The 18130-nt window shown below is 47.1% G+C and carries 18 protein-coding genes and 1 other RNA gene; 6 read left to right on the top strand and 13 right to left on the bottom strand.

The window, feature by feature from the left end; genetic code table 11:
• Nucleotides 1-161: 161 nt before the first annotated feature.
• Together Q0605_RS09450 and ssrA are read right to left on the bottom strand one after the other, a co-directional pair.
• Nucleotides 162-566, bottom strand: coding sequence for a hypothetical protein (locus Q0605_RS09450; RefSeq protein WP_298706484.1), 405 nt, complete (start codon nucleotides 564-566; stop codon nucleotides 162-164).
• A gap of 278 nt (nucleotides 567-844) precedes the next feature.
• Nucleotides 845-1206: a transfer-messenger RNA gene (gene ssrA, locus Q0605_RS09445) on the bottom strand.
• 98 nt (nucleotides 1207-1304) lie between these two features.
• On the opposite strand from ssrA, the gene panB reads away from it, so the two are divergent.
• The 4 genes from panB to Q0605_RS09425 all read left to right on the top strand — a co-directional run bounded on the left by panB (nucleotide 1305) and on the right by Q0605_RS09425 (nucleotide 6790).
• Nucleotides 1305-2102 (top strand): 3-methyl-2-oxobutanoate hydroxymethyltransferase, encoded by a 798-nt coding sequence (gene panB, locus Q0605_RS09440; RefSeq protein WP_298706483.1) that lies wholly within the window; start codon nucleotides 1305-1307, stop codon nucleotides 2100-2102.
• 418 nt (nucleotides 2103-2520) lie between these two features.
• Complete coding sequence (locus tag Q0605_RS09435) at nucleotides 2521-3195, top strand: hypothetical protein (RefSeq protein ID WP_298706481.1); 675 nt, start codon at nucleotides 2521-2523, stop codon at nucleotides 3193-3195.
• Nucleotides 3196-4059: 864 nt separating this feature from the next.
• Nucleotides 4060-5076, top strand: a complete 1017-nt coding sequence (ruvB, locus tag Q0605_RS09430; RefSeq protein ID WP_298706480.1) for a Holliday junction branch migration DNA helicase RuvB — start codon at nucleotides 4060-4062, stop codon at nucleotides 5074-5076.
• A gap of 334 nt (nucleotides 5077-5410) precedes the next feature.
• The gene (locus Q0605_RS09425; protein ID WP_298706478.1) at nucleotides 5411-6790 is read left to right on the top strand and encodes an AI-2E family transporter; all 1380 of its coding nucleotides are present in this window, start codon (nucleotides 5411-5413) and stop codon (nucleotides 6788-6790) included.
• 365 nt (nucleotides 6791-7155) lie between these two features.
• Here Q0605_RS09425 and Q0605_RS09420 read toward each other — a convergent pair whose 3' ends face one another.
• Nucleotides 7156-8109, bottom strand: coding sequence for a hypothetical protein (locus tag Q0605_RS09420; RefSeq protein ID WP_298706476.1), 954 nt, complete (start codon nucleotides 8107-8109; stop codon nucleotides 7156-7158).
• A gap of 135 nt (nucleotides 8110-8244) precedes the next feature.
• Here Q0605_RS09420 and Q0605_RS09415 point away from each other — a divergent pair, with 135 nt between their 5' ends.
• The gene (locus Q0605_RS09415) at nucleotides 8245-8994 is read left to right on the top strand and encodes a hypothetical protein (protein ID WP_298706475.1); all 750 of its coding nucleotides are present in this window, start codon (nucleotides 8245-8247) and stop codon (nucleotides 8992-8994) included.
• Nucleotides 8991-10082 carry an ABC transporter permease gene (locus tag Q0605_RS09410; RefSeq protein ID WP_298706473.1) on the top strand — a complete coding sequence of 364 codons (1092 nt, stop codon included), beginning with the start codon at nucleotides 8991-8993 and terminating at the stop codon, nucleotides 10080-10082. Before Q0605_RS09415 ends, Q0605_RS09410 begins: the two co-directional genes overlap by 4 nt.
• A gap of 242 nt (nucleotides 10083-10324) precedes the next feature.
• On the opposite strand, the gene Q0605_RS09405 is transcribed toward Q0605_RS09410, so the two are convergent.
• The 10 genes from Q0605_RS09405 to Q0605_RS09360 all read right to left on the bottom strand — a co-directional run.
• Entirely contained in the window at nucleotides 10325-11143 is an 819-nt protein-coding gene (locus tag Q0605_RS09405; protein WP_298706471.1) for a hypothetical protein, read from the bottom strand.
• Nucleotides 11144-11293: 150 nt separating this feature from the next.
• A complete protein-coding gene (locus Q0605_RS09400; protein ID WP_298706469.1) occupies nucleotides 11294-11956 on the bottom strand; it encodes a hypothetical protein in 663 nt (220 codons plus the stop codon).
• Between the two features lie 115 nt (nucleotides 11957-12071).
• Nucleotides 12072-12770, bottom strand: coding sequence for a hypothetical protein (locus Q0605_RS09395; protein WP_298706467.1), 699 nt, complete (start codon nucleotides 12768-12770; stop codon nucleotides 12072-12074).
• A gap of 70 nt (nucleotides 12771-12840) precedes the next feature.
• Entirely contained in the window at nucleotides 12841-13017 is a 177-nt protein-coding gene (locus tag Q0605_RS09390; RefSeq protein WP_298706465.1) for a hypothetical protein, read from the bottom strand.
• A 273-nt stretch (nucleotides 13018-13290) separates the two neighbouring features.
• Nucleotides 13291-14055: an ABC transporter ATP-binding protein gene (locus Q0605_RS09385; RefSeq protein WP_298706463.1), complete on the bottom strand. Its 765-nt coding sequence runs from the start codon at nucleotides 14053-14055 to the stop codon at nucleotides 13291-13293.
• Nucleotides 14039-15019, bottom strand: coding sequence for an iron ABC transporter permease (locus Q0605_RS09380; RefSeq protein ID WP_298060904.1), 981 nt, complete (start codon nucleotides 15017-15019; stop codon nucleotides 14039-14041). The genes Q0605_RS09385 and Q0605_RS09380 overlap by 17 nt, the downstream gene beginning before the upstream one ends.
• Nucleotides 15019-16065, bottom strand: a complete 1047-nt coding sequence (locus Q0605_RS09375) for an ABC transporter substrate-binding protein (protein ID WP_177388356.1) — start codon at nucleotides 16063-16065, stop codon at nucleotides 15019-15021. Before Q0605_RS09375 ends, Q0605_RS09380 begins: the two co-directional genes overlap by 1 nt.
• A gap of 266 nt (nucleotides 16066-16331) precedes the next feature.
• On the bottom strand, nucleotides 16332-17063 hold the full coding sequence (locus Q0605_RS09370) for an ABC transporter substrate-binding protein (protein ID WP_298706461.1): 732 nt from the start codon (nucleotides 17061-17063) through the stop codon (nucleotides 16332-16334).
• Nucleotides 17057-17365, bottom strand: coding sequence for a hypothetical protein (locus Q0605_RS09365; protein WP_298706459.1), 309 nt, complete (start codon nucleotides 17363-17365; stop codon nucleotides 17057-17059). Before Q0605_RS09365 ends, Q0605_RS09370 begins: the two co-directional genes overlap by 7 nt.
• A 265-nt stretch (nucleotides 17366-17630) precedes the next feature.
• A partial coding sequence (locus tag Q0605_RS09360; protein ID WP_298706457.1) for a hypothetical protein occupies nucleotides 17631-18130 on the bottom strand: 500 nt, incomplete at its 5' end.

The following is an 18130-nucleotide window of genomic DNA, read 5'->3' as shown; positions in this document are numbered from 1 at the left end:
CTATTTTTTCGCCGCATTCGCCGTAAAAGGCACCGTCTTCGTGTTTTGCAAAAGTGATTTTATGCCCTAAAATCGTAGGGCTGCACCCATATAGGCATAATGCGACAAAAGATATAACAAAATTTTTCATCTCTTCTCCTACTTAAAATACGCTCTATCTTTTATTTAGCTCCCCAAGTCTTTTGACCGTTAGGCCAAAGTTGCTCTATTTCATCCTTCTTGACATAGTACTCCGTATCGCCGCAAGGATAGTAAATTTTACACCATTTATCGTTACAAGATTCTATCGGAACCATAGTCGATGTGCCATTATAATAGTGAGATAAAGTCTCTACTAGCTTATATTCATATTCACCGCTTTTTTGGTTTTTAGATCTTGAATATATATCTAAAAAATCCTCAAGGTTCCTCGGTACGTAAAGTTTATCATGAGGTATATAGTCATGAAAAATAAAACCGCAGGCAGTTCTATATCTATTCGTACTCGGAGCAAAAAAGCGATTACTTAGGCTACACCCCGCTAGTAAAGCAACATATGCCAATGACAACATAACAAATTTATTCATTTCTTTTTCCTCTCTTCTATAATATTGCGTATCGCGTCTTGTACTTCTTGATGCTTTTGACGCCCCCGCCGGCGAATTTTAGCAAAATATACGCCTTTGTTCATATGGGAAACCCCTAATGCGAAAAAGCCCCTAATAACACTCCTAATATTTCGAAAAAGATTATATCTAAAATAAAAATGAAAGGAGCCTGAATGGCTAAAATTTAAGATAGGCGCCTGCGCGCAGGAACCAAATGCAACTAAAAAGAAGTGATTAAAATTTAAAAATAGATTAATTGGTGGAGGTGTGCGGGATTGAACCGCAGTCCGAAAACAAACGACCAAAGCCTCTACATGTTTAGCAAAAGTGAAGTTCTCGCGCAGGCTCGCTCACTTTCCAAAACGACCCGCCGGCGCAAAGACTAGGATTTCACCCTACGGCTCGTCACGCCGCAGAGCTACGCTATCACAGATTACCCGCCGCTGCGCTTAGATAGTATCGGCGCAGAGCAGGGCTCGACTGGACTTACGCAGCTTTAGCGTAAGCAGGAGCAAATTTAACGTTGTTTGCGTTTAAATTTAGTTTGGATTTTATACGCTGTATCCAAAGCGACATGCCGCCTTGACCCATCCGTTCCCGTCGAAGCCAAGTCACCCCCGAAAGAATGTGCGCGCATTCTACTTCAAAATTTTATAAATGTCAAATTCGGCTTATGCTAGAATTGTGTTCAAATTTTAACCAAATCAAGGAGCCAAAATGTCAAAAATCACGCTTTCTAAATTATACGAGATGAAAAAATCCGGCGAAAAGATCGTGATGATCACCGCCTACGACGCGCTTTTTGCTAAAATTTTCGACGACGAGGTCGATATGGTACTCGTAGGTGATAGCCTAAATATGAGCTTCGGCGGGCACTCCGAGACCCTGGGCGCAAGCGTAGAGCAGATGATCTATCACGCGCGCGCCGTAAGACGGGGGCTCAAGCGAGCGTATATGGTCGTGGATATGCCGTTTTGCTCGTGCGCGACGCCAGAGCTCGCGCTGCAAAACTGTGCCAAAGTCTATGAGAGTACCGGCTGCGACGCCGTTAAGATCGAAGGCGGCGCGCATATGGCAGATACCGTGGCGCTGCTTAATCGAAACGGTATCGCCGTGATGAGCCACATCGGGCTTAAGCCGCAGTTTTCGCGCTTCGCGGGCGGCTACAAGGTAAGCGGACGCGGAGAGGAGGGCGCGCGCGAGGTCTTAAACGACGCTAGAGCGCTTGTCGAGGCGGGCGCGGTGCTGCTGCTGGTGGAGGGGACGATCTGCTCAGTCGCAAATCAAGTGGCGCTCGGCACCGACGTGCCCGTCATCGGCATCGGCGCGGGCGCGGGCATAGACGGACAGGTGCTCGTGTGGAGCGATATGTGCGGATTTTTCACGGAGTTTCGGCCGAAATTCGTTAAGCGTTATTTAGACGGCGCCGAGCTGGTAAAAGGCGCGGTGCGCGAATACGCGCGCGAAGTCAAGAATGAGAGCTTCCCGAGCGAGGAGTTTGAATACAAGCAGTAGCGGGATTTGAGCTAAATTTTAAAATTTACGCGCCGAAATTCTAGCGATAAAGCCCCGCTTGCCTTAAAAAACAATGCTTCGTTTTCGCGCATCGCGGGCTATGCAAACAACTCGCGCCACTTAAAATTTATCGGCGAGAGCTATTGTGAGCGCTTTATCGAGCGCGAGAAATTGTAGGCGCTTTGGGCGGATACTCTACGCGGTATTTTATACGGGGGCGCCGTGCGAGAGTTTGAGCGCTTCTGCATGCGGGCGCTATTTCTGTCGCTGACTGCAACGCGCGAGCGCTTTTCATGAATGCTCTCACGCTGCAGCTCTAAAATACGCTGCAAACGATAAATTTTACGCACGCAGCCGTATAACTCAAACATAAACCAGCCGTCACGCCTAAACGGCTTATAAAATTTAAGGAGAAAATTTGGCTAAAGCTTTAAAAACCTTCATAGCCGCAGTTCTGGGTTTGCTCTTTTGTGTAAAGGTACTGCCGATTTTGGCGGTATTTTTTGCGTTTAATTCTTTCTTTGATAAAGATGATATGGAGCTGGATAAAGCCCCGTTAATGCAAAATTACGAGCAAAATCGCGAGAAATTTTTGGATCTGTTAGCTTTTGCCGATCGCAACTTCCCTAAAAATTTGCGCGTTACGATCCAGAGCACCTACGGCGATGAGTATATTTGGATCGATTTGGACGGCAACGAAACGAAATTTTATTCAAATTCCATTTTCAGAGATAATGCGCCGAGCATCAGCGATGGGTTAAAGCTCATCGGCTGGGATAAAAAGACATTCGGGGAGCTAAAGTCAAAGCTTGCGGCGATAAACGCCAGAACCATCGTGCTAAATAGAAGCGGCGATAGCGGGGTGCCTTGGGCAGAGATCACCTACCGATACGTGGAGCACTTCACCGATAGCTATCAGTTTTATGCCCCTGATAGCCCGAAGCTCGCCAAGCTACACGCCAAAGGCTGCTCGAAAAAATTCCAAAACGACGGCGTAGTGTTTTTGTTCGAGAGCACAACGTCCGGCTCATATAGAGCGTTCTGTAGCAGCGATAATAATAAGAGCGTTTTGGTCGAAGAGCACGATTTGTAGAACTAGGCTCGCGCAGGAAAAATTTAGCGCCTTAATTTTGGGCGCGATCGATAAGGCGTCGCGAGGCTGCGAGGCTAAATTTAATCGCACGAGCCCGCGTTGAGCTTAGCGACAGATTTTATAATCCGCGCTAAATTCTAAGTCGTCTTGAAAAACGAAATGTCGCGCGAAATTTTACCTAGCCGCGCAAGGTAGAATTCTGCATAAAATTCTACGCAGAATTTCTTGCAAAATTTTAACCGACTGCGCGAGACGGAATTCTGGCTAGCTGCGTGCCGCAAAGCTTGAAGCGTAGAATTTAAAGCCTCGCTGCCGCAAAAAACGAGGTCTGCATTAAAAATTCTACGAGACAAAATTTTGTCGCAAAATTTCGCTGCAAAATTCCAAGCACCGAATTTAATATCGCAAAATTCGAGCGCCAAATTTTACGTCGCAAAATCTCGCGCGTATTTTTCAAACGGCTAAATTTCGCTTTTAAATTCTACGCGCTAAATTCCGTGCTACCGCTTGCAATCGCTGCTTGCGAACGCCCAAAGCCTTAAATTCTACATACCAAATTCCGCGTCGTAAAATTTAGCGCAGTTAGCGATCCGCGCGCTGTTTGGGAGCCGTCACAATAAAATTCCGCACTTAAGGCATGGCGAGCGTAGCGGCATGAGCGTAGTTTTAAATCCGCTACGCTAAAATTCCGCAGTCTTTCGCGACGGGCGCTCTGTTTTTTAACCCCGGCCCTAAGCGCGTACCGTAAAATTCCGCGTCGCAAATTTTATCTCGCTCGCAAAGATGGCGCCTTGCTAAAATTGTCAAAATTTAGCCATTTTTCGCTACACTTGCTAAAATTTTAAAAACGATTAAAGAGAGATTATGGACAGAATTGTAGAGATCGAAAAGATGCAGCTCGATGAGAGCGTGGAGAGCTCGCTGCGCCCGTCGAGCTTCGAGGATTACGTGGGGCAGGAGAAGATCAAATCAAACCTCGCTATCGCGATCGCCGCGGCGAAAAAGCGCGCCGACGTGCTCGATCACGTGCTTTTCTACGGGCCGCCGGGGCTTGGTAAAACCACGCTAGCGCACATCATCGCCACTCAGATGGGCGCCGCTATTAAGGTTACCGCCGCGCCGATGATCGAAAAGGCGGGCGATCTGGCGGCGATTTTAACAAACCTACAAAGCGGCGACGTGCTTTTCATCGACGAGATCCACCGCCTAAGCCCCGCGATCGAGGAGGTGCTGTATTCGGCGATGGAGGACTTCCGCCTTGACATCATCATCGGCTCGGGTCCCGCCGCGCAGACCATCAAGATCGACATTCCGCACTTTACGCTCATCGGCGCCACGACGCGCGCGGGCATGATCTCGGCGCCGCTGCGGGATCGCTTCGGCATGCAGTTTCGCTTGCAGTTTTACACGCACGCCGAGCTTGCGCGGATAGTGCAGATCGCTTCTGTTAAACTCGGGAAGGAGAGCGCGGCCAACGCCAGCGCCGAGATCGCGCGCCGCTCTCGCGGCACTCCACGTATTGCGCTGAGGTTGCTGCGCCGCATACGCGATTTTGCCGAGGTGCGCGACGAGGGCGCTATCTCACACGATCGCGCGCGCGAAGGGCTCGAGGCGCTGGGCGTGGACGAGCAAGGCTTTGACGAGATGGATATAAAATATTTGGAAATTTTATTTGACGCCAAGCGCCGTGCCTTGGGGCTTAGCACGATCGCGGCGGCGCTTAGCGAGGATGAGGGCACGATCGAGGACGTTATCGAGCCCTATCTGCTCGCCAACGGCTACATCGAAAAGACCGCCAAAGGCCGCATCGCAACCGATAAGGCGCGCGAGGCGCTCGGTCGCGTGCTAAAGGCCGCGGAGAGAAATCTGTTTGAGGAGTGACCTGCGGGTTTAAAATTTAATCGAGCTTGGCGGGTGTTCAAACATTATTTATGGGCTATCTACGTTTAGACAAGCTCTACGGCTGCCTAGTAATGTGTATGCTGCGCGTCGCCCGAGGGTTGTTTGCTCGGCGAGTGCTTGAGCGCGCGCTTTGTAGCTAGCTCGCCGCCTTTAGTCTTTTAAATTTTATTTCGAAATTCCAATAAACATACTCGCTGTCGCGCGCCGTATGCGCAGGAATGCCGCTCGTAAATTCTATGAAATTTCAAAATTTAATCGAAATCTGATAAAAAAATTTATAAAATAGCTCATCAAATTTCAAAAGGATAAAATTTTGCCGACGCCAAAGGATAACGCCGCAAGCCGCAATGAAAACCAGGCCGAAAACGTGGCTCAAAATAACGCCGAAAGTAACGCTAAAAGCGAGGCTCAAAATTTCACTGAAAATCAGACCGCAAATAATGAGGAGGGCAAAATCGAAGCCGCCGCCGAAAATCAAAGCGAAAACCGGATCAAAACCGATAAGGCCTCATCTGCCGGTGCGGCCGCGCTTAACGACGCTGCCGAAGCCAACGAAACCTTCTCGGCTAATGCTTCCGCATTAGGCGACGCCGCCGCTTCCGGAGCCGCTGCGGGCATGAAAGCAGGCCTTGCCAAGGCTAGCGGGCGCGCGAAAACGAACAAGATATTTTTTATCGGCGCTACTTTGCTGATGTTTTGCTGCGTGATCTATCTGTTTTCGCCGTTTTTGATGGTGATCGCAATCGGCGTACTGATGGCGGTGGCGACCTCGGGTCTGCACACTAAAGTAACGAAGCTGTGTCGCGGCAGGCGCATGCTAGCCTCGGTGCTTAGCCTGTTTTTGCTCTGCGCGCTTTTTTTCGTGCCCTTCATCTACGCCGTGATCGAGATCGCCAAAAACGCCGCGAGCTTCGATATGGCGCGCTTAAACGATGCGCTTAGCTACGTTCAGAGCCTAAACATCAAGCTGCCAGGGCCTTTTGAAAAATTTGATACGCAGTTTCGCTCGTTTTTGGCGAACCTAGACGTCGCGGGCTTAGCGAAACAGATCATCTCCTATCTCTCGGTCGTCGGAAAGTCCAGCGCGAAATTTATCGTCGATATGGTGCTTATCGTCGTGTTTTGCTTTTTTGCATACCTCTACGGCGAGAGCTTCAAGCGCTTTTTTAAAAAAATTCTACCCGTCGAGCCCGCGCAGATCGATTATATCTTTTCCGAGACGGCAAATACGATGAGCGTCGTGTTTTACTCGACCATCTTCAACGCCGTATTGCAAGGCTTTTTGTTTTCGATCATCGCAGGGATCTTCGGCTTTGACGCGCTGCTGATGGGGGTGCTTTTCGCCTTCTGCTCGCTCATCCCCGCAGTCGGCGGCGCGCTCATCTACGTGCCCACCGCGCTATACGTGCTAGCGGGGGGCAGTACCTCGGGTGCGATCGTGATAATGGCGTATTGCGTGATATTGATCTCGACGCTCGCAGACAGCTTCGTAAAGCCGCTCGTGATCAAATTTATCAACTCGCGCCTAGTCGAAAACCCAGCAAACATCAACGAGATGCTGATCTTTTTCTCGATGCTTTCGGGCATCAGCACGTTCGGGTTCTGGGGCGTGATCCTGGGGCCCGCGATTTTAACGCTATTTATCGCTGTGCTAAATTTATACGATTATCTAAAAAAGATAGAATTCGAGTAGGGCTTGCGCCGCTGGGCGCTTTTAAATTTATGAAAATGCTGCCCATAAAGCGCAATGCCAGCACGCCCTTGCGGCTCTTACGCCCTTGCGGCTTTTTGTCCGTTCGCGCTCTTGCGCGGGCTTAAAGGCTTTAAATTTAAAGGCAAATTTTAATTTCAGCTGCTGCTCGCGCTCTTTGACGAATTTTAGAGCAAAGATCGCGAGTATCGGCGAGGTTATTTTGGGTCGCGTCATGCGGCGGCGCAGTATTTTTAAGCTACACCGCACGGCGTGGCGAAATTTTATGGATTAGAGTTTAAATTTAAAGTAGTCGATAATAAAAGAAAGAATTTTAACTTCAGCTCTAGCAAGCAATGCCCAGCAACTCAATACCCACTTTCGTCGCCTTCTCCTTGTGAGTTAAAATTTATCTTATTCTTTTGATTCTTTAAATTTTGGTATTGATTGAAAAGTATGTCCGTCTCATGTTTATCATAGTATAAATTTTTATTATAAAATATCGTTTCATAATCGAGATTGCTCCCCTTGTCGTATATTGAAATGAAAGAAAATATATATTCTCTATCGCAATCCATATTTTCATCAATTATCTTTTTATAGTTATAGCAAAACGGGTATATGCTCTTTTTTTGTTGATAAACTACATCCCTAAATATAGAGTTTAAAAGCCACCTATAACATCTGTTTTCTGGAGTAATTATGTCAAATTTTTTAGTTTTTGTTTCGTACATAATTGGTAATTGTATGTCATTTTTACTTATAAATACAAAATCAGTAAATAGGTCGAATGAGTGGTTGGCGCCATCTCCAAACCTCATATATATAAAATTATCTATAAAATTTCCATCTTCGTCAATCAAATGCTTTTGCTCCCAAGGATAAAATAGCCGTAGTTTTAAAACCTCGTCGTTTTCTATAATCTCTTCGGCGTTTTTTATAGGCTTGCCGTTTTTGCAAATTTTAGAGCCCAGATCCATTAGATAATCAAAATTTAGCCTTTTATCCAGCTTCCAAAATTCGCATCTATCATCTGGATATTTATCGCCGTTACACCATGAAAATCTTACTCTCTCATAGCCGTTTTTGTCTAAGTGAATATCCGCCATCTTGCCGAAATCTATTTGCGGATAATTATCTAAGTAGTGAAGCTTTTTTAGGTAATCTTTTAAATTTAACTCTACGATCTCTCTTTGCGTTAGATTTTTATCGCTAAAATCAAGCGCTTCTAAGATAGCTGAAATTCTATATGTGGGCAGCAAGGCGATAAATATGCAAAGCCAGATCAGAAAAACTATTATACAAAGGTACTTTAGGCGCAAGCTTACTCCTTCGGGCAGATTGCGCTATATTATCCAATGCAAGCTTAACGAGCCCATAATCCGCAGTGCTTGCAGCAAACGACTTGCTGTAAAAATTCCAAGCTTGTTTGCGCAGTTAAAATTATATAGTTAAATTTGGTAGTTAAATTTGAAATTTTAAAATTTCTCGGCGCGAGACGCTTCGGCTTGCGAACGGCGGCGACGGAGTTTTTAAATTTTACGCCCGCGCCGTGTAATGGATTTAGAAATTTAAAATTTACGTCCGTGCCACGCAATCGGTTTGAAATTTTAAAATTTACGCGCGCTTCAGCGCGTCTTGCGGACACAGCGCAAAATTTCATATCGCAGCGTGGATTTAAAATTTTAAAATTTACTCAAGAGCTGCCGTTTGCTCCGCGTCGTGTTTTGCCGAACGCAGACAAAGCCGAAGCAGGGCGCGGATGCAGCATAGCAGAAAAACGGCGCGCGGTTAAACTTACTTATGCGGGCGGATATTTGAATTCTACGCGTCGCCACATAGTGCGACTTTATAGCACGGCCGTACGGCACGGCTACGAAGCAGGGTGCGCAGAAAAATTTAGCAAATTTGACTTCACAAGCGCGCTTTTAAATTTCATCTCCTTGCCGCCGCGTAAATTTAAACCTGCGCTTTTGAAATTTTCGCCCGAGGTGCCGCGCGATAGATATGAAATTTTAAATTTTACATCCAAGCTGAGCGACGGATCTGAAATTTTAAAATTTACGCCCGAGCTGCGTAAATTTAAACCGACGCCCGCGGTGCGTTTAAATTTCGCTTTAAATTCCGTGCCGCACGCCAGCGCCGTTAAATTTGAAAATGGCGTTAAATTTAAAGGTGCCGCTAAATTTAAAAGGAGTGCGCGATGAACGCTCTGCGAAAATCCCTACTTAGAATTCGCGCGCTTATTAAGAAGGAATTTTTGGCGATGTTTCGCGACAAGGGCACGCGTATGGTGCTGATCGTGCCGGTGCTGGTGCAGGCGATCATATTCGGCTACGGCGCGAATTTCACCCCTGAGCAGGTGCGCTACGCGATTTTGGACGACGCCCGCGATGCGACGTCCGCCGCGCTGGTGCAGAGCATCGCCGCTACACCGATGTTTAAGACGGATCTTGGCTGCAAAGACCTAGCCTGCCTGCGCCGCGCCGTAGGCGAGGGCGAGGCGATCATCGGGATCTATTTCGGCAGCGATTTTAAGGACACGCACGAGCTTTTGATCATCGCGGATTCGCGCAATACGACCTCCGCAAACACCGTCATCGGCTTCGTGCAGGCCATAGTGCAGGAATACAACTCGCAGCATTTTGTCAATTTAATCAGCATAAATTCGCGCTATGTTTTTAACGAAAACACGATCACGCGCTACACGATCATGACGGGGATGATTTTGGGGCTTTCGATGATTCAGGTGCTGATGCTATCGGCGTTTAGCGTCTCTCGCGAGCGCGAGGAGGGGAGCTTCGATATGATGCTGATGACGCCCGCAAACCCGCTTGAGATGCTGATCGGCAAGGCTGTGCCGCCCGTGCTGATCGCGATCGCGCAGGGGCTCGCGCTGTTTTTGATCTGCGTATTTTACTTCGAAATTCCGTTTCGAGGGCGCTTTGCCCACCTTTTTGCGATCATCGCGATCTTTAGCGCTTGCAACGTAGGCATCGGCCTCGTGATCTCGACCGTCTGCAAAACCTCGCTGCAATCGGTCGTGAGCTCGTTTTTGTTTCTGTTGCCGTGCATTATGATAAGCGGGCTGATAACGCCTGCGGACGCGATGCCGCGGTGGTTTTACTACATCGCGCACCTAGATCCGATGTATTATGCTAACAACTGCATGTGGCGGATCTATCTGGAGGGCGCGGACCTGGGCGAGCTGTGGCATCTAATCGTGCCGCTGCTGCTGATCGGCGCGGGCACGATGGCGCTGGCCGCGTCGCTTTTTAGGAATAAGCTGGACTAGGGATTTAGATCGGAATTTTAGTTTAGAATTTTGGCTTGGATTTTGCTTCGTCGTGAACTTCTGCTTAAAATTTTAAATTGATCGCGGAATTTCAACTTGGAATTTTGCCCTAAATTTTGCGCGTTCGTAGCGGATAAAATTAAATCAAAATTCCGCGTTCCCGCCCGATGCGCCGCGCGCCGTGATAAAATTTCGCGCCTTGAATTTTAAAAATTTTGCTAAATTCCGTATTGCGAGTAGAGTTAGAATTTAAATCCGGGGTTGCCCGGGCGTCTTGCGGCAGTCGTATCATCTGCGCTCACTTTGGAAGCAGGCATATTTGCGGTATCTGCGCTCGCCTTGGAAGCGGGCTTTTTCGCATCGTCCGCGTCCGATTTCTTAAAAGCGGCGAGTTTACTGTAAATGCTCGGTTTTTCGCCGTCCGCGCCTAGCTTGGTGCCATCAAGCTCGCTAGAATTTTCCGCGCCGCATAACCTTGCGGGGTTGAATTTTATCCACGCTATGATTAGCAAAATCCCCGAAAACGCTGTTACCAGCGACGCTGTGATTAGATACGGCAGAGCGAGGATTACGCCTATTTTAGCTAGCGCGCCCAATACCGCTTCGCAGAGCCATGCCACGGACACCACTATGCCGTAGATTTTAAATAAATCCACGCCGCTAAGTGTGGCTAGGCGGCAGTTTAATACGCCCCAGATTATCACCGCTGCGCACGTCGAAAGGACGTAGAGCAGGGTGTAGAGCAGACCTAGCATCGCGCCCTCTTTTAGCGCTACTACCATGGCGCAGTAGCACAAAATCGCGACGATCGGGATACTTTCTATCAGTCTATAGGTCTTAACGAAGCGCACGCCTAGTGCCTTTTCTAGGCAAACGAAGCAGTCGTAAAATATCGCTAGCGTCGCTAGTAGCGCTAAAACTCTAAAAATCGCGACCGCGTCCTCGTCTATGTCGCTTACGCCCACCGTGCCGCTTATACCGATGCCTAGCAAAATCACGGCGCCTAAAACTCCGCGGAATTTCGCCTTGCGAAGCAGATCTTGCTTTGAAATTTCTTTCATTTTTATCCTTTGAATTTTCTAAATTTACGCGCTATCTTGCGGCTTTGCTGCGGCGGCGGCGCGCTTGACATTGCTATAACAGCGCGGCTTGGACGTTGCGGTTTAGACTTGCAAAAGCGCGAGGTCGCTGCAAAACGAAAGCGCTTCGGCTTAGGCGAGCTTTTCTATCTTGCTCCAAGCTAGCAGGTGCACGACGCTAGTTATTATGAGAGAGGCAAACGGCAAAAATTCCTTAAACGATGTGATGACTAAAGCCGTAACCGCATCGTCAGTTTGCGGCTTGGAGTTAGCCAAACCGAAGGGTCCCGCGCCACATAGCCAATTTAGCGCAAAAAAGAAGGCGCAGAGCCACACGTAGATCCGAAAGGTCATCACGCCGCTTACGCGCGCCAAAGAGAAATTTATGCGAAGCCACGCTACGATTATGTAGATTGCGGCTGCGGGCGCTGCTAAATTCCATATTGTCTCTCCTGTTGTCTCTCTAACCATCTCTTCTCTACAAGAACTTATCGGATGAAATAATGAAAACACCGAGATACAGATGAAAACAATTATGCAGTTGCGGTAAAGCGCCGCCGCTTTTATGCCGGTGAGCGCTGAAATTTTGCTGAGTGCTCTTAACCTATAAATCACCGAGAAGCAAATAAAAGCGATAAAAATTCCACCTATGATCACGATATTATATGGATACCCCGGTATGCCCTCAAAAACAAAATCTATCGCCATCAAAACCACCGGTAACGCCGCTAAAAATAGATCGATGCCGGCGCTGATCATCCCATTTTTTCTTGCTTGAGATACGGTGTCTTGCACGTCGTATAACTCCTTTTAAAAATTTATTTCAATATACAAAAAGCAGATGTAAAACGCTAATCAAACCGAAAAGAGCGAAATTTTATCGTGACAAGAGGTTTATGAAATTTAAAATTTAAACCTCCGCGCTTATCTTTTCTATCTTGCTCCAAGCTAGTAGGTGCACGATGCCAGTTATTATGAGAGCGGCAAACGGCAGGAGCAGTTTAAGCATTACGACAGCAATAGCTAAAGCCGAGACCTGCTCGGTCCGCGGCTCGGAGGAAATAGCTATAGCAATAATCGCTACGTTGCATAGTATATTTAACACGAAAAGTCCCACGCAGAGCCACACATAAGTCCGAAAGGTACTCACGCCGCTTACGCGCGCCAAAGAAAAATTTATGCGAAACCATGCGACGATTATGTAAATAACGCCTACGAAAAGCGCTAGTCCAAATATCGCCGCAAATGGATTATCATTCTGCCCGCCGTCTGCGTCAGGCTCCCTCGGATAAAGGTAATTAAGCACGAGCGCTAGCGCAAAAAAGCAGACGCAGATTATTATGCAGTTGCGATAAAGCGTCGCTGCTTTTATGCCACTAAGCGCTGAAATTTTTCGGAGTGCCTGCAATCTGAAAAATGCCGAAACACAAATAAAAGCGATCAAAATTCCGCTAGCGATATAATTTGTCATCTCGTCGTCAAAGATTCTTGGTCTGTCGAAAGAGATAAAGCCTACCACAATAAAAACTACGGGTAGCGCTGCTAAAAACAGATCGATTCCAGCGCTAATCATCCCATTTTTTCTTGCCTGAGATACAGTGTCTTGCATAATAAGCCCTTTTAAAATTTGCCATGAAGTATACATAAACAAACGTAAAGCACAGATTAAACTGCGAAGTTTAAAATTTCAAAATTTCATCGCAGCTAAATTTCGTTGCAGACAAGCACATGCTGCGGAATTTCGGAATTTCATCGGAGCGAGCATAAATTCCGTCACTGGATTTTAAAACGAAATTCCGCCTGTGGATTTGCGGGGTAGAATTTCGCGGTGGAATTTCAAATCTCAAGCACGGCATAATTTCATTGTACGCTTCGAAAACCGGCAAGCCACAGGTAGAATTCCGCTATGAAGATTTCTACTCGGAATTCCGCGGTAAAATTTCACTATGGAATTTAGACCAGAATTCTAAGGCAAAACCTCAATATAAAATTTTAATCGGAATTTCAAGATGGCATTTCAAAACAAAATTTCGCGATTTAAATTTCACTCAAAACAAAATCCCACGATTTAAAATTTCGCGCCGATTGACGAGTTGCTTTGTCGCGCTGATCACGTGCAGCTCGTCGCGCTACTTCACCTGCGCGCTGAAAATCTGCGTGATGCTGGGGATTTGCTCGCCCTCTATGTCAAATTTCGCCGTTTTGATCTGTACGCCGTAGAGCGAGCTAAGCGCGGCTTCAGTTAAAATTTCGTTGCTTGCGCCGTAGTTGTAGCTAAGATCATTTCGCAAGATTAGTGTGCGATCGGCGACTGCGAGGGCGTGGTTAGGCTGATGGGTGGTAAAAACTATGCTCGCATCGCTATTTGAGCGCAGATTTGCGATGAGGCTTAGCACGCGGTCTTGGTTTTTGATATCAAGCGCGCTGGCAGGCTCGTCCAAAAACAGCACGTCGCTACCGCTAGCTAGGGCTCTAGCAAAGAGCACGAGCTGCCTCTGCCCGCCGCTAAGGGCGTTAAAGCTGCGCTTTTGCAGATGGGCGACACCTAGCGTATCCAGAGCGTCAAGGCAGATTTGAATATCCTTTTTGCCCGGTTTTGAAAAGAGCGAGATCTCGCGTACCCGCCCCATCAGTACGATGTCAAGCACGCTGTAATCAAACGCGACGTTAAAACTCTGCGGCAAGAAAGCAAATTTTGCCTTGCGCACGATCTCGCCTTCTTTAGGCTGCAAAATCCCCATCATACACGACATTAGCGTACTTTTGCCTTGCCCGTTTAAGCCCAAAATCGCTAATGTTTGAGAGCTGGAAAGCTCGAAGCTTAAGTTGCGAAAGCAGAATTTTTCCGCCTCGTAGTAAAAGCCAGCGTTTTTTACCTCAATTAGATTTTGCATTTTTGGCGCTCCTTTTTAGAAGTAGGGCAAAGATCGGGCTTCCGATGAGAGCGGATAGAATTCCCAAAGGAATTTCGGCGCTACTTAGCGAGCGAGATAGATCGTCGATTGCCAGCATAAAGATCGCTCCTGTGATGAAGCAGGCAGGCATTAGCTTCACGTGGTCGCTGCCCGCAATGAGCCTGGTGGCGTGTGGCACCACAAGACCTACCCAGCCGATATTTCCGCTGACGCTAACTTGTACAGCAATCAGAGCGGTGCAAAGCGCTAGGATCGTGCAGCGCAGAAACTTAACATCCACGCCTAGCACGCGCAAATCATCATCATTTAGGCTGAGTAGATTAAACCGCCATCTCAGCGCGATTAAGACTGCAGAAGCGGGCAGGGCGATCGCGCACATCAAAATTACTTTATCATATCCTGCGCTTACGAAGCTTCCTAGTAGCCAAAAGACGATATTAGGCAGCACTTCCTCATCGTCTGCCAGATACTGCACCAAGCTCGTAAGTGCGGCAAATACGCCGTTAATGACTATACCTGCCAAAATGAGCGAGAAAATATCGGCGCGTGCTACGAATTTTGCCAAAAGATAGAGCAAAAATAGCGCCGCAAGTCCGAAGCAAAATGCAAAACCCGCAAGCCATAAGCCGCTCAATCCTAGCAAAATACAAAGCGCGCCGCCGAATGCCGCTGCAGTGCTAACGCCTACGATGTGCGGGCCAACGAGCGGGTTTTTAAATACCGCCTGTAAGCTCAAACCCGCGATAGCAAGCGCTCCACCGCAAAGGCTGGAGAGTAGAATGCGCGGAATTCTAACATCCATCATCACACTTTTGGCGGCTTCATCGCCGCCTCCGCTAAAGAGAATTTTAAAAATTTCTTCTAACGGTATATGAAATTGTCCGCTAGCGAGCGAGATTAGCGCCAGCACTACCCAAAAAAGAAGCAGGATTACGTTTAGCATTATTTTTGATATTTGACGCGGTAAAATTTCTCGTAGAATTCCTCTACTTTTTTATCAAAGTTTGCGTCCTTAAAATTTTGCGGATAAAGTTTCATCGCAAGCCATTCCTCACCAAGCGCCATTGCTTCGGCAGTCGGATGACCCCATGCTTTAACGAATTCGGGCATTAGATAAATTCTATCCTCTTTCACGGCGCTAAGACCTTTTAGCGCAGGGTTTGCCTTAAGTTCGGCAGGTACTTGAGGATAGCGGTTTTGCACTAAGATAATCTGCGGATTCCATGCTAAAATTTGCTCCGGCGAAACCTGCTTGTAGCCCTTTATATCTGCAGCGGCGACGTTCGTCGCACCCGCTCTTGCTAACATTACGCCAGTATATTTGCCGCTACCGTAGGTCGTAAGATCAGGATTTGCCATATAAACTCTAGGTCTTTTATCTACGATAAAATTACTAAATTTGGCATTTAAATCAGCTTGCGATTTTTTAACGAAATCTATTAGTTCAGCGGCATCCTTTTCGTGATTGCTTAGTTCGCCTAAAATTTTAACCCCCTCGTAAAAGCCCTCATCGTAAGCAGCGAAGCTATCGCGCTCATCTTTAAAGGTCGGATTTAGCTTAGCTTTTTCCTCTTGTGCAGAGCTGAAAAATGAAATACCTACGACTGGGATTTTCAACTCCTCCATTTTAGCGATATATTCTTTAGGGAAGTAGTTGACCACTACGACCGCATCAGGCTTTAGACTAAGCAGAGCTTCGTAATTGACATCTTTGATATCGCCTGGATTAGGTAGGTTTTTAAAACTCGGTGCCAAACGATTATACTCTTTGCCTAGGCGCTGCTCCCAGCTTTTTAGGATGCCTACGACCTTATCTTGGGCGTTGATTTCGTTTAAGACATTGAGTGCTTCGTGGTGTAGCACGACGATGCGATTTACTTGATCTGGGATCGTGACCTTGCGACCGAGCTGATCTGTAATCGTGCGATCTGCAAAAGCCAGGCTAGCGCAAAGCGCTGCACCAAGAAGGATTGAGTGAAGTTTAAGCATTTTTTCTCCTTGAAAATTCCGCAAAATATGCGGGGTTAGAATAGTGGAATTATAGCCGATCGGCATAAAACCCAGATAAATTTTTATATAAATTTCATTTTGTCGTGGGGGATTTCAGATGCTTTCGTAGGGCAGAATTTTGTGATTTTACGCAGAATTTTGCTAGTAAAAATTTTTACCCGTCTCCTCTAGGCTCACGGGATACTGCCCGATGCCAAGCGATACCGCAAACAGAAGCACCCAAAGCAGCAGCAGGGCTGAAAATTTCATTTATAACTCGTGCGGTAGAATTTTTGATAAAATTCCTCTACTCTTTTGTCAAATTCCGCCTCGTCAAAGTGCTTCGGATAGAGCTTCATCGCTAGCCACCACTCGCCAAGCGCCATGGCTTCGGCAGTCGGATAGCCCCACGCTTTGGCGTATTCGGGCATCATGTAAATTTTATCCTCTTTAACCGCGCTTAAATTTGCAAGCTGCGGGTTGGATTTGAGCTCTGCCGGCACCTGAGGGTAGCGATCCTGCACGAAGATCATCTGCGGCGCCCACGCTAAAATTTGCTCTGCGGATACCTGCTTGTAGCCTTTGATACTATCCGCCGCGACGTTTTGCGCGCCTGCACGCATAAACATTATGCCCGTGTATTTACCGCTGCCGTAGGTCGCAAGATCGGGATTTGCCATGTAGATTTTAGGCCTTTTATCGACGATAAAGTCACTAAATTTAGCCTTTAGCTGCTCTTGCGAGGTTTTGACGAAGCTTATGAGCTCGGCGGCCTCTTTCTCGCGGTTTACGACCTTGCCAAGAAGCTCTATGCCGTCATAAAAGCCCTCGGTATAGGCCGCCTCATCGTCTTTGAAGGTCGGATTTAGCTTACCTTTATCGGCGGCGTCGCTGCACTGGAAGCTAACGGCGACGACTGGGATTTTGAGCTCCGTCATCTTGTCGATGTATTCTTGCGGGATGTAGTTCGTGACGATCACGACGCCCGGCTTTAGCAAAGCACCGCCTCGTAGTTGATGACCTTTAGATCGCCCGGTGTGGGCATATCTTTGAGGCTAGGCGCTAGGCGGATGTAGTTTTTGTCGAGCGACTTTTCCCATGACTCCTGCACGCCGACGACCTTATCCAGCGCGTTTAGCTCATTTAGCGCGTTTAGGCTTTGGTGCTGAAGTACGACTATGCGCTTAACCTGATCAGGCAGCGTGACGTCGCGGCCTAGCTGATCGGTTACGACGCGGTCTGCAAAAAGCGAACTCGCGCACAGCGCAAGAGCTAGCGCAAAAGAGTGAAATTTGCTCATGTTTTTTCCTTTAATTTAGATTATATACTTCTTAATACGCCCGATTTTGCGTGCTTTTTAGGCGATTGCATTTAGAAAATATACTTTGAAATATTATAGATTTTTAATGATAAATTTTAGGTAAAAGATGAAATTTTAAAGTAGGGCAAATTTGAAAATTTACATCGTACATATGAATTTCGCATAGAATTTCGCGGTGCGATATGGAATTTGTGAAGCAAATTTGTGAAATTTCAAGCGCTCGCACGTAATTTTAGATTGGATTTTATGATCTATTTTGCGGCGTCGTCCATAAATTTTTATTCCAAAGCTCTGCACCAGAAATTCCTTTAATCCTAATCCAAGCGATAAGTTCTAAAATTTCAGATAAAATGATTACCGTAAGTGCGGCATAGCGGGCAGGCGCGCTGCTATACCACGACTTATCGACGTCGAGCATTTTAAGAAGTTTAAGAAGCGCTTCCCAAATTAAAGTTATCACGGCGCAAAGATAGAAAATTTTGCTTCCGCTTGCCTTGCCGAGCAAGTATAGCGTGGCGACCCGCTTCCAAAGAACGATGAGTGCCAGCATAATATTTGCGGTGCTCCAAAGAGCTATGATTTGAGATTTTCCGATTTCGGATAGATGCTCCAAGCTCGCATAAAGCGCACCCATTGCGCAATAAAAGGCTCCTTCGAAGGAGCTGCCGTTTTGCTGCAGAGCGTAATCCCAGATATCAAGACCGGTATAATTTAGCGAATAAAATAGCATCGCGCCCAGCAAGG

Origin of the sequence: uncultured Campylobacter sp. (assembly GCF_938017705.1) — a bacterium.
Lineage (GTDB): Bacteria > Campylobacterota > Campylobacteria > Campylobacterales > Campylobacteraceae > Campylobacter_B.
Note: the sequence above shows the minus strand (reverse complement) of the source record. Positions and strands in the feature narration are given on the sequence as shown.

Coding starts and splice junctions, on each gene's coding strand:
- panB (WP_298706483.1), top strand. CDS start 1,305: ATGTCAAAAATCACGCTTTCTAAATTATACGAGATGAAAAAATCCGGC.
- Q0605_RS09380 (WP_298060904.1), bottom strand. CDS start 15,019: ATGCTAAACGTAATCCTGCTTCTTTTTTGGGTAGTGCTGGCGCTAATC.
- Q0605_RS09410 (WP_298706473.1), top strand. CDS start 8,991: ATGAACGCTCTGCGAAAATCCCTACTTAGAATTCGCGCGCTTATTAAG.
- Q0605_RS09390 (WP_298706465.1), bottom strand. CDS start 13,017: ATGCCGTGCTTGAGATTTGAAATTCCACCGCGAAATTCTACCCCGCAA.
- ruvB (WP_298706480.1), top strand. CDS start 4,060: ATGGACAGAATTGTAGAGATCGAAAAGATGCAGCTCGATGAGAGCGTG.
- Q0605_RS09395 (WP_298706467.1), bottom strand. CDS start 12,770: ATGCAAGACACTGTATCTCAGGCAAGAAAAAATGGGATGATTAGCGCT.
- Q0605_RS09365 (WP_298706459.1), bottom strand. CDS start 17,365: ATGAGCAAATTTCACTCTTTTGCGCTAGCTCTTGCGCTGTGCGCGAGT.
- Q0605_RS09450 (WP_298706484.1), bottom strand. CDS start 566: ATGAATAAATTTGTTATGTTGTCATTGGCATATGTTGCTTTACTAGCG.
- Q0605_RS09375 (WP_177388356.1), bottom strand. CDS start 16,065: ATGCTTAAACTTCACTCAATCCTTCTTGGTGCAGCGCTTTGCGCTAGC.
- Q0605_RS09385 (WP_298706463.1), bottom strand. CDS start 14,055: ATGCAAAATCTAATTGAGGTAAAAAACGCTGGCTTTTACTACGAGGCG.
- Q0605_RS09405 (WP_298706471.1), bottom strand. CDS start 11,143: ATGAAAGAAATTTCAAAGCAAGATCTGCTTCGCAAGGCGAAATTCCGC.